The organism is Mesorhizobium sp. M7A.F.Ca.CA.002.09.1.1, assembly GCF_003998555.1.
In the GTDB taxonomy this organism is placed as follows: Bacteria; Pseudomonadota; Alphaproteobacteria; order Rhizobiales; family Rhizobiaceae; genus Mesorhizobium; species Mesorhizobium ciceri.
The window spans coordinates 1-9,273 of the sequence record NZ_RZRR01000116.1; the positions used below are offsets into that span (position 1 = coordinate 1).

The window sequence follows — 9,273 nt, forward strand, 5'->3', positions numbered from 1 at the left end:
CCGGCCGCAGCGCCCGCACCCGCCTGCCGACCCGCACATCGGCATCGTCCTTCGGCTTTTCAGCCGTTTCGTCCAGCATGTCCATGCGTTAGTCCTCGTTTGCTTTCCCTTCTCCCCTTGTGGGAGAAGGTGGATCGGCGCGCAGCGCCGAGACGGTTGAGGGGTGTTCCAGCGGAGTGAGACGCTGGTGTTCCCTGGAGCACCCCTCATCCGTCGCCTTCGGCGACACCTTCTCCCACAAGGGGAGAAGGGGGAGCTTTATCCCCCCGCCTTCACCTTCTCAAACATCTTGGCGAGGTCGTCATTCTGTTTCATCGGTCCGGTGAAGATGGTGGTCTTCAGCATCACCTCCGGGTCGGACGGCAGCTGCAATTTCTCCAGCTCCTCCTTCGGCACCGCCGCGAAGGCCGAACTGGTCGAGCTGCCATAGCCGTAGGCCTCGATCAGGTATTTGCCGGAATCCGTCTCCAGCCGGCTGTTGATGAAATCATAGGCGAGGTCGACATTCTTGGCGTCCTTGAGCATCACGAAGCCGCAGGCCCAGGTCAGCATGCCCTCCTTGGGCTTCATGAACTCGACCGGCACGCCCTGCTTCTTGAGCGAGGTGGCCGACGCGTTCCAGGTCATGGCGGCGACCAATTGGCCGCTGGCCAGCGCCTGTTCGACGGAGGTCATGTCGGTGGTGTAGTTGGAGAGCAGCGGGCGCTGCTCGCGCAGCTTCTCGGCCACCTTGTCCATTTGCTCCGGCGTCATGTCGAACGGATTGACGCCGGCGAGCAGCGCCGCCACGACAGGCGTGTCATGCACCGCGTCGATCGTCGCCATGCGACCGGCATACTGCTTGTCCCACAAAAGGTTCCAGCTCGCTTCCGGGTTCTTCACCAGATCGGTGCGGTAGAGGATCGAGGTGTTGCCCCAGTCCCACGGCACCATCCAGACCTTGCCGTCGCCAGCCTGCAGGTCTGGCAGGTTCTTGAACACCGGGAAGATCGAGTCCCAGTTCTTGATGCGCTTGGTGTCGATCGGCTGCAGCAGGCCTTCCTTGTTCCAGCGCGCCACCTTGTCATAGCAGGGATGCGCAATGTCGGGTCGGAAGCCGGCCTTGACCTTGGTGAAGGCGTCATCGTCGTCACCGAAGATCGAGGCCTCGACGCCATCGGGATGCGCGGCAAGGAAGCTCTTGTTGAAGTCGGGCAGTTCATAGCCCGACCAGGTGAAATATTGCAGTTTGTCGCCGGCGAAAGCGACGGTCGACGACAGCGCCAGCGCGAACGCCGTCAATCCAGCGCAAACAGTCTTTGCAGAGATCGATTTCAGGTCGAATGCCATTGCAGTTCTCCTCTCTTGGTTTGTTTTGGTTGTGATGGATCCGCAGGCTTTGGCGCCGTGGCGGACAAGCCGCGATGGCGCAGGATTTCAGCTGCTGCAGCGATGACGAAGGACACCGCCAGGATCGAAGTGCCCAGTGCCATCACCGTCGGCAGCGACCGGGGAAAACGCAGCTGGCTCCAGATGTAGAGCGGCAGCGTCGGCTCGGTGCCGGCCAGGAAGAACACGACGATGAATTCATCGAAGGAGATCAGGAAGGCCAGCATGAATGCCGAGACGATGGCCGGCAGGCTGAGCGGCAGCATGACCCGCCGGAAGGTCGTCCAGTCGGAGGCGCCGAGATCGAGTGCCGCCTCGCGAATGGTTTTCGGGATGGCGGCGAAGCGGCTGCGCATGATCACCACGGTCGTCGGCAGCGCCACCAATATATGGCCGAGAACGATGGCGACGCGCGATGGCCCCAGACCAACGAGGTTGATGAGGATCAGCAGCGATATGCCGACGATGACGCCCGGGATCAGGATCGGCAGCCTTGCGATGGCGCTGATGGTGGCGGCCAGCGGCGAGCGGCCGTAGAGGTCCATGTAGGATACGGTTATGCCGCACAGCGTCGCACCCGTGGCGGCGAAGGCGCCGATGGCGAGGCTGTTCAAGAGTGCACCGGTCAGCGCCGAATTGCCGAACAGCGTCGCGTACCATTGCAAGGTAAAACCTTGCAGCGGAAACGCTGCCTGGATCGAGTTGTTGAAGGAAAACAGCGGGATCAGCAGCACCGGCAGATAGAGAAAGACCAGATAGGCGGCGATATACATGCCGAGCCAGCGGCCACCTCCGTGCGTGCGTGCAGTGCTCATGTGCGGCTGCCAAATCTGCGGTCGGCGAAGCGCGCGACCAGCACCACGCACAGGATGACCAGCATGACGGCGACGGAGAGTGCTGCGCCAAACGGCCAGTCATTGGCCTTGCCGAATTGCGCCTGGATCAGCGTGCCGATCATGGTGCTGGCCGGGCCGCCGACGAGCGCCGGCGTGACATAGTCGCCGACCGTCGGCACGAAGACGACGAGGGCTGCCGCCAGCACGCCCGGCATCGAATTGGGCAGCACGATCCGGCGGAAAGAGGTGAATGGCCGCGCGCCGAGATCGGAAGCGGCCTCGATCAGCGATTTCGGGATGGTGTCCAGCGCCACGTAGATCGGCAGGATGGCGAAAGGCGCATAGGCGTGCGCCAGCGTGACGACGACGGCGGCCGGCGTGTTGAGAAAGGCCAATGTCGGCTCGGACCAGATGCCGCTTTCGATCAGCGCCGAGTTCAAAACGCCATTGTAGGCGAGCACGATCTTCCAGGCGAAGACGCGCAGGAGATAGCTGGTCCAGAACGGCAGCGTCACCAGGAACAGCAGCAGGCCGCGCCGCCGGCCGGTATGGAAGGCAAGGTAGTAGGCGACGGGATAGGCAGTGACGACCGTCGCCAGCGTGACCAGAGCGGCAATGATCAGCGAGCGCAGCGTCACCGTCCAGTACAGCGGATCGGACACCACGGTGACGAAGTTCGCGACGGTGAAACCGGCGCCGAGCAGCGAACCGTCATTGCCGCGGAAGGCGAGGAAAAGCACGAGGCCAAGCGCAAACAGGATCAGCAGGAAGGTGACCAGCGCGCCCGGCAGCAGCATGGCGACCCGGAAGCCCTGGGAAGACCGGGCCTCTGGCGCTGATGTTGCAACTAGGGTCGACATCGACCTGCCTATTGGAAATTTGAAATTGGCCTAGAGTTTTTCATATCCATGAAACTGTCAAGCAGAATCCCCTAACGGAACTCCAAGGAGATAAAGCGCCCTGGTCAGCGCTCCAACGCATCGAGCAGGCGATACCAGGCGATGGTCGCGGCGACGCCGACCTGGCGGAAGGCGTGAAACGGGATCGGCCGGATCGGCGAGACCGGGAAAGGCAATTGCCTGGCGTCGCCACTTTGGAGGTAGCCGGCGATGCGCTCGCCAAGCGCAGTCATCAGGCCGACACCACGACCCTGGCAGCCGACCACGGCGAGCAGGCCTTTCTCCGGCTCGTGGATGTGCGGCAGGTGGTCCGGCGTCATCGCAACCCGGCCGAACCAGCGCTTCTCGATGGGAACGCCGGACAGCGAGGGATAGAGCCGTACCAGCGCACGCTCGAGATGCGCCCAGTCGCCGGCGCTCGTCGGCAGCGCCATGCGGCCCCGTCCGCCAAGCACCAGCCGGCCGTCGGCGCTCTTGCGGTAGTAGACGAGGATGCGCCTGGAGTCCGACACCGCCTGCCCTTCCGGCAGGATCGTGGCCGCCAGATTGGACGGCAGCGGCGCTGTGGCGATCTGAAAGGAATGCAGCGGCACGATCGTCTGGGCGAGACCGGGGATCAGACCGTCCGTATAGGCGTTTGTCGCCAGCACGACCGCCTTTGCCTGCAATTCCAGGCCATTTTCGATCAAAATACGCCAAACACCGGCGGCATTGGCGAGCCGCACGACCCTTTGGCGCTCTGCTATCCTCACGCCAGTCGCGGTCCCGACCCGGGCAAGTTCAGACGTGTAGGCGAGCGGATCGATCACACCGGCGCGGCGGTCGAGCCAGCCGCCGAGATAACCCTGTGCGCCAGTCCTGGCTGCGGTCTCCGCTGCGTTCAGCAACCGGACGTCGGCACCGCGCGCGTGCCATTGCCGGTCGCGGTTCGTCGCCGCCTTCAGCGCGGCCTCGGTGTGCGCCGCCTGGATCCAGCCATTTCGAACGAACGGCACCGCCAGATTCTCGTCGCGGATCAGCTCGAACACCGCGTTGGCGGTCGACGCCGCGAAATTGACAAGCGCCTCGCCGCGCTCCGGGCCAAAATGCTCCAGCAACCATTCCGGATCGTATTTCAGGCCGGGAATGACCTGGCCGCCATTCAAGCCTGATGCGCCCTGGCCGATCTCGCCGGCGTCCAGCACCTGCACCGACAGGCCAAGCCGGGCGGCATGCAAGGCAGTCGACAAGCCCATGATGCCACCGCCAATGATGGCGAGATCGACCCGTTCGCCATTGGGAAGCGATTGAAACGTGGAAGCTGCCTGCGGCCTGCGCCAGATGGGATCGGAGAATGCTGTCGCCAAGGGTCACCTGAATGCGCTGCGATTGGTGAAAATCCTAGTCAGAATTTCACAATTTTGAAAGAGCACCATGGCTTTCGCCTGTGGACTGCCGCCGAGACGACCGGAGACCCAGAGTTCCGATCGCCTGCGACGGGATAGACCTTTGACGGGAATCCGGTGAAAGTGCCACGCCGATCCGGCTAGCCCACATTGTCGATCACTTCACCACATTGCCGATCACTAAGAGGACAGAGCGCCATGACGAACCCGACCCACCTGCCCAGCGAGGGCCTTTTTGTCGGACGCGCCAGAAGCAGCGGTGCTGCATACCCGCTGGTCGTCACGGTTCGCGATGGCACGGTCTTCGACATCACCTCGCGTACGGCACCGACCATGCGCGACCTTTGCGAGATGGCCGACCCGGCTGGGCATGTCCGCTCGGCCGAAGGCAGACCGATCGGTTCGCTCGATGACATCGCCGCCAACAGTTTTGAAACCGGGCGCGATCCAGCAAAACCCTACCTGCTCTCCCCGGTCGACCTGCAGGCGGTCAAGGCATCGGGCGTCACCTTCGTCGTCAGCCTGCTGGAACGGGTGATCGAGGAACAGGCGCGTGGTTCGGCTGAAAAAGCCGATGCCATCCGCGCCGACATTGCCGGACTGATCGGCCACGACCTGTCGAAGCTGAAGCCCGGTTCGCCCGAAGCGATGGAGATCAAGGCCAAGCTGATTTCGCGCGGCGCCTGGTCGCAATATCTGGAAGTGGGCATCGGCCCCGATGCCGAGATCTTCACCAAGTGCCAGCCGATGGCCTCGGTGGGCTTCGGCGCCGATGTCGGGCTGCACCCGGTGTCGACCTGGAACAATCCGGAACCCGAGATCGCCATGATCGCCGCCTCCAGCGGCAGGATCGTCGGCGCCACTATCGGCAACGACGTCAATCTGCGCGACGTCGAAGGGCGTTCGGCGCTGCTGCTCGGCAAGGCCAAGGATAACAATGCCTCGGCCTCACTTGGCCCCTTCATCCGCCTGTTCGACGAGAAATTCTCCATCGATGACGTCAAGCGTGCCGTCGTGCGCCTGAAAGTCGAGGGCGAGGACGGGTTCTCGCTGGAGGGCGCAAGCTCGATGGCCGAGATCAGCCGCTCGCCGGAGGAACTGGTCGCCGCGGCCATGGGGCCGCACCACCAGTATCCGGACGGGCTGGCGCTCTATCTCGGCACCATGTTCGTTCCGTCCAAGGATCGCGGCGAGAAGGGCAAGGGTTTTACCCACAAGGTCGGCGACATCGTCACCATCTCGTCGGAAAAATTCGGCGCGCTGGTCAACCGCGTGCAGCTGTCGCCAGACTGCCCGCACTGGACCTACGGCGCCAGCCATCTGATGCGGGAGCTGGCGAAGGCCGATCTTATTTAGCCAAGCCTTGGCCCAGGGCCACCATCAACGCAATGTTGGCGCCTTATTACTCGTGACCTCGTCGGACTGGAATCCAATGACGATACTTGATGTTCGCCGGCACACCATGAGGCGCAAGCCTGGCGCGCACCTTTCTCGAGAAGGAATCGAACTAGCGCGGTTTGTAGCCCAAGGGGCTGACTCTTATGAACTTGTTGTCACAAGCGAAATTCCACGGGCAATCGAAACCGCAATTGCGATGGGTTTCGAAGTAAATGAGTTGATTGCCGAACTTGGAATTCTTCCCAAAAATATACTCGAAACGATCTCGTGGCCGAGCCCGTTGGCGGAGGTAGAACGTGTACTCCGATCGGACGTAGACTGCATTGCATTTGCTAACACCCAAGTGCGACTGTGGACGAGCATAGCTGCCCGAGTTCCCAACGAAGCGACGGGCTTATTGGTGACGCACGGTGGGATCATCGATCTCGGCGTTGTCGCGTTCCTGATGGCCAGCAAACGTCCTATCGAGGGAGAAGCCATCGGATACTGCGAGGGGCTCCGACTAGAGTTCACCAGCGGAAGACTCACCAATGCCGAAATGCTGCGAGTGCCCGAGCATCTGCATTTGTCGGATACCTAACGGAACAAATCGCCTTGCTCGCCTGGCGGCCGATCGGCTGTGGAGCAACCTGCGCGCCGACCATGACGAGGACTATCTGCTCGGCTAGCCTCGACACCAATTATCCGACAGTCGGAAAATCACCTCAACTGATGCAATCTGATGGGACGGCTGATGACGCCCCGTCAGGCGCCCACTACACCTGCAGATGGAGGCCTGGCAGATGGAGGCTTGCCATCCGTCGAAAAAGGGGATGCTCTGACGCATCCGATCGGCGCTGGCAAAAGACGCAAAACAAGGGACGGATTTTGAACTGACGATCTACAAACGGGAGGAAATCAAATGCTGACACGGCTAAGACGCGTTCTATACGGCCTGTTGGTGGCGCTGATGGTGGTACCAGCAGCGGCACAGGCCAAGACGTTCTACTGGATTTCGCATGGCGGTCCGGCCGATCCGGTCTGGACCTACTTCCTGGCCGGCGCCAAGCAGTGGGCCAAGGACACCGGCAACACGGTCAACACCTCGTTCCACAACGGCGATGTCGCCTCGCAGCAGGAAGCGGTTCGCGCCGCCCTCTCCGCCAAGGCCGATGGCATCGTCACCACGAGCCCCGATCCGGGCAGCCTGATCGAGATCGTCAAGGAAGCGCGTGCGGCGAAAGTGCCGATCATCAATTTCAACACGCCTGATCCGAAAGCCGATTTCAACGCCTATGTCGGCGGCGACAATGTCACCTTCGGCAAGCATTGGGCACAGTATCTGGTCGACAAGGGCCTGGTGAAGAAGGGCGACTTCGTCTGGATGCCGGTCGAAATCCCCGGCGCCACCTATGGCGTGCAGGAAGAGGAAGGCATCAAGAGCGTCTTCGAGCCGCTCGGCATCACGTATGAAATCACGGAAGCGACGCTTGATCAGGCTGAAGTGATCAACCGCATGGTCGACTACCTCACGGCGAACAAGGCCAAGGTCAAGGCGATCATCGGCCTAGGCGACCTCGTCACCGGCTCGATCAAGCGGGTGTTCGACCAGGTCGGCATCAAGCCGGGCGAAATCCCGGTCGTCGGCTGGGGCAATTCGCTCGACACCACCCAGGAAGTGCTGAACGGCTATGTCAATGCCGGCCAGTGGCAGGACCCGCAGGCGACCAGCTATGTCGCGCTTTCGCTGGCCAATATGGCCGCCGGCGGCATTCCTCCGGGCTTCAACGTCATCACCGGCGCGCTCTATGAAAAAGACACCGCGCAGATCTACGACGACATCCTGTCCGGCAAGTAACATCCAATCTCAACAGTCGCGGCCGCCCAACGGTCGCGACTGGCTCTCCATTTCGCCGAGCCCTTCGCACGCGATGTGCAACGCTCAGCCTTCCACTCATGTCGCGGATTGCCTGTGGAAAATCATTCGCTCGTCCCACGCCTGATCGCACGGCCGGAATTCGGCCCTTTCGTGCTGCTCGTCGTCGAGATCGCCGTTTTCTGGAGTTTCAACCACGACTTCCTGTCGCCGCAGAACATCTCCAACACGCTGGCTTTCACGGTCGAGCTCGGCCTGATCGCGCTGGCGATGACGCTGTTGATGACGTCCGGCGAGTTCGACCTCTCGGTCGGCTCCCTGTTCGGCTTCTCGCCGGTCTTGATGTGGACCCTGTTCAACAGCGGCCTGACCTCGCTCGAAGCCGGCTTTGTCGCCGCGCTGCTGGTCGCCGCCTTCATCGGGCTGGTCAATGGCTGGTTCGTGACGCAGCTCAAGATCCCATCCTTCCTGGTGACGCTCGGCATGCTGCTGGTGGTGCGCGGCACCGCCCTTTTCGTCACCGACGGTTTTCCCCAGCGCACCTGGAGTGCGGAGGGCAGTTGGCTGGCGGAAGCGCTGGTCGGCGACTTCTTCATCGGCCCGTTCCGCATCTACATGTCACTGTTCTGGTTCATCGCCGCGGCGATCGCGCTCGGCTACGTACTGACGCAAAGCCGCACCGGCAACTGGATCCAGGCGGCCGGCGGCAACCCGAGCGCGGCGCGGGCGCGCGGCGTCAATGTCAGCGGGGTCAAGATCGGCCTGTTCGTGCTGTCGTCGGTCATGGCCTCGCTTGCCGGCGTCATCTCTTCGTTGCGCACGTCCGCCGCCAACCCCAACAGCGGTACCGGCTATGAGTTGGAAGTCATCGCCATGGTGGTGATCGGCGGTACCGCACTTACCGGCGGGCGCGGCACGATCATCGGCACCGTGCTCGGCATCCTGATCCTGCGTGTGATGCGCAACGGCATCGTGCTGATCGGCGTGCCTGGTCTTGCCTATAACATCTTCATCGGTGCCATCATCCTCGGCATGATGGCACTGCATTCATGGCTGGAACGCCGGCATCAGGCGGGGACTTGAACCATGGCCGAGCCACTGATCCGCATGACGAACATCCGCAAGTCCTACGGCCGCGTGCAGGCGCTGGAGGATGCCAATTTCCATGTCAATGAACGGGAGATCGTCGGCTTGCTTGGCGACAATGGCGCCGGCAAGTCGACGCTGATCAAGGTGCTTTCGGGTGCCGTTCCGCTGACCAGCGGCGATATCTTCATCCGTGGCAAGAAGGTGAGCCTGCGCAGCACCAGCGACGCCATCGCCCATGGCATCGAGACGATCTACCAGGACTCCGCACTGGTCACGCAACTGTCGATCGCCCGCAATCTGTTCCTCGGGCGCGAGCCGATCAAGCCGCCGCGCTTCCTCAACCGGATGGACCAGGAGGCGATGAACACGGTTGCCCGCGATTTGCTCAAGCAGGTCGGCATCACGAAGAACATCCCGCCGACGACGCCGATCGGTTCGCTTTC

General features: G+C 62.3%; 9 protein-coding genes. 5 read left to right on the plus strand and 4 right to left on the minus strand.

Annotated features, from left to right (window positions below; translation table 11 throughout):
• Positions 1–258 precede the first annotated feature (258 nt).
• The 4 genes from EN994_RS07790 to EN994_RS07805 form a co-directional block, all read right to left on the minus strand.
• A complete protein-coding gene (locus EN994_RS07790) occupies positions 259–1,329 on the minus strand; it encodes an ABC transporter substrate-binding protein (protein ID WP_024502621.1) in 1,071 nt (356 codons plus the stop codon).
• Entirely contained in the window at positions 1,314–2,183 is an 870-nt protein-coding gene (locus EN994_RS07795; RefSeq protein ID WP_063167637.1) for an ABC transporter permease, read from the minus strand. The genes EN994_RS07790 and EN994_RS07795 overlap by 16 nt, the downstream gene beginning before the upstream one ends.
• The gene (locus EN994_RS07800) at positions 2,180–3,064 is read right to left on the minus strand and encodes an ABC transporter permease (protein ID WP_063167636.1); all 885 of its coding nucleotides are present in this window, start codon (positions 3,062–3,064) and stop codon (positions 2,180–2,182) included. The genes EN994_RS07795 and EN994_RS07800 overlap by 4 nt, the downstream gene beginning before the upstream one ends.
• Positions 3,065–3,168: 104 nt before the next feature.
• Positions 3,169–4,449, minus strand: a complete 1,281-nt coding sequence (locus EN994_RS07805) for an FAD-dependent oxidoreductase (RefSeq protein WP_063167635.1) — start codon at positions 4,447–4,449, stop codon at positions 3,169–3,171.
• A 237-nt stretch (positions 4,450–4,686) separates the two neighbouring features.
• Here EN994_RS07805 and EN994_RS07810 point away from each other — a divergent pair, with 237 nt between their 5' ends.
• The 5 genes from EN994_RS07810 to EN994_RS07830 all read left to right on the plus strand — a co-directional run.
• Positions 4,687–5,844 (plus strand): fumarylacetoacetate hydrolase family protein, encoded by a 1,158-nt coding sequence (locus EN994_RS07810; protein WP_063167634.1) that lies wholly within the window; start codon positions 4,687–4,689, stop codon positions 5,842–5,844.
• 76 nt (positions 5,845–5,920) lie between these two features.
• On the plus strand, positions 5,921–6,466 hold the full coding sequence (locus tag EN994_RS07815) for a hypothetical protein (protein ID WP_064995104.1): 546 nt from the start codon (positions 5,921–5,923) through the stop codon (positions 6,464–6,466).
• A gap of 321 nt (positions 6,467–6,787) precedes the next feature.
• A complete protein-coding gene (locus tag EN994_RS07820) occupies positions 6,788–7,723 on the plus strand; it encodes a substrate-binding domain-containing protein (RefSeq protein WP_063167633.1) in 936 nt (311 codons plus the stop codon).
• Positions 7,724–7,837: 114 nt separating this feature from the next.
• Positions 7,838–8,824 (plus strand): ABC transporter permease, encoded by a 987-nt coding sequence (locus EN994_RS07825; protein ID WP_013532869.1) that lies wholly within the window; start codon positions 7,838–7,840, stop codon positions 8,822–8,824.
• 3 nt (positions 8,825–8,827) lie between these two features.
• Positions 8,828–9,273: ATP-binding cassette domain-containing protein (locus EN994_RS07830; protein ID WP_164745837.1), on the plus strand; the 446-nt coding region annotated here is incomplete at its 3' end.

Excerpts from the sequence above, each read along its gene's own strand:
- EN994_RS07800 (WP_063167636.1), bottom strand. The coding sequence starts at position 3,064 with ATGTCGACCCTAGTTGCAACATCAGCGCCAGAGGCCCGGTCTTCCCAG.
- EN994_RS07815 (WP_064995104.1), top strand. The coding sequence starts at position 5,921 with ATGACGATACTTGATGTTCGCCGGCACACCATGAGGCGCAAGCCTGGC.
- EN994_RS07810 (WP_063167634.1), top strand. The coding sequence starts at position 4,687 with ATGACGAACCCGACCCACCTGCCCAGCGAGGGCCTTTTTGTCGGACGC.
- EN994_RS07820 (WP_063167633.1), top strand. The coding sequence starts at position 6,788 with ATGCTGACACGGCTAAGACGCGTTCTATACGGCCTGTTGGTGGCGCTG.
- EN994_RS07795 (WP_063167637.1), bottom strand. The coding sequence starts at position 2,183 with ATGAGCACTGCACGCACGCACGGAGGTGGCCGCTGGCTCGGCATGTAT.
- EN994_RS07790 (WP_024502621.1), bottom strand. The coding sequence starts at position 1,329 with ATGGCATTCGACCTGAAATCGATCTCTGCAAAGACTGTTTGCGCTGGA.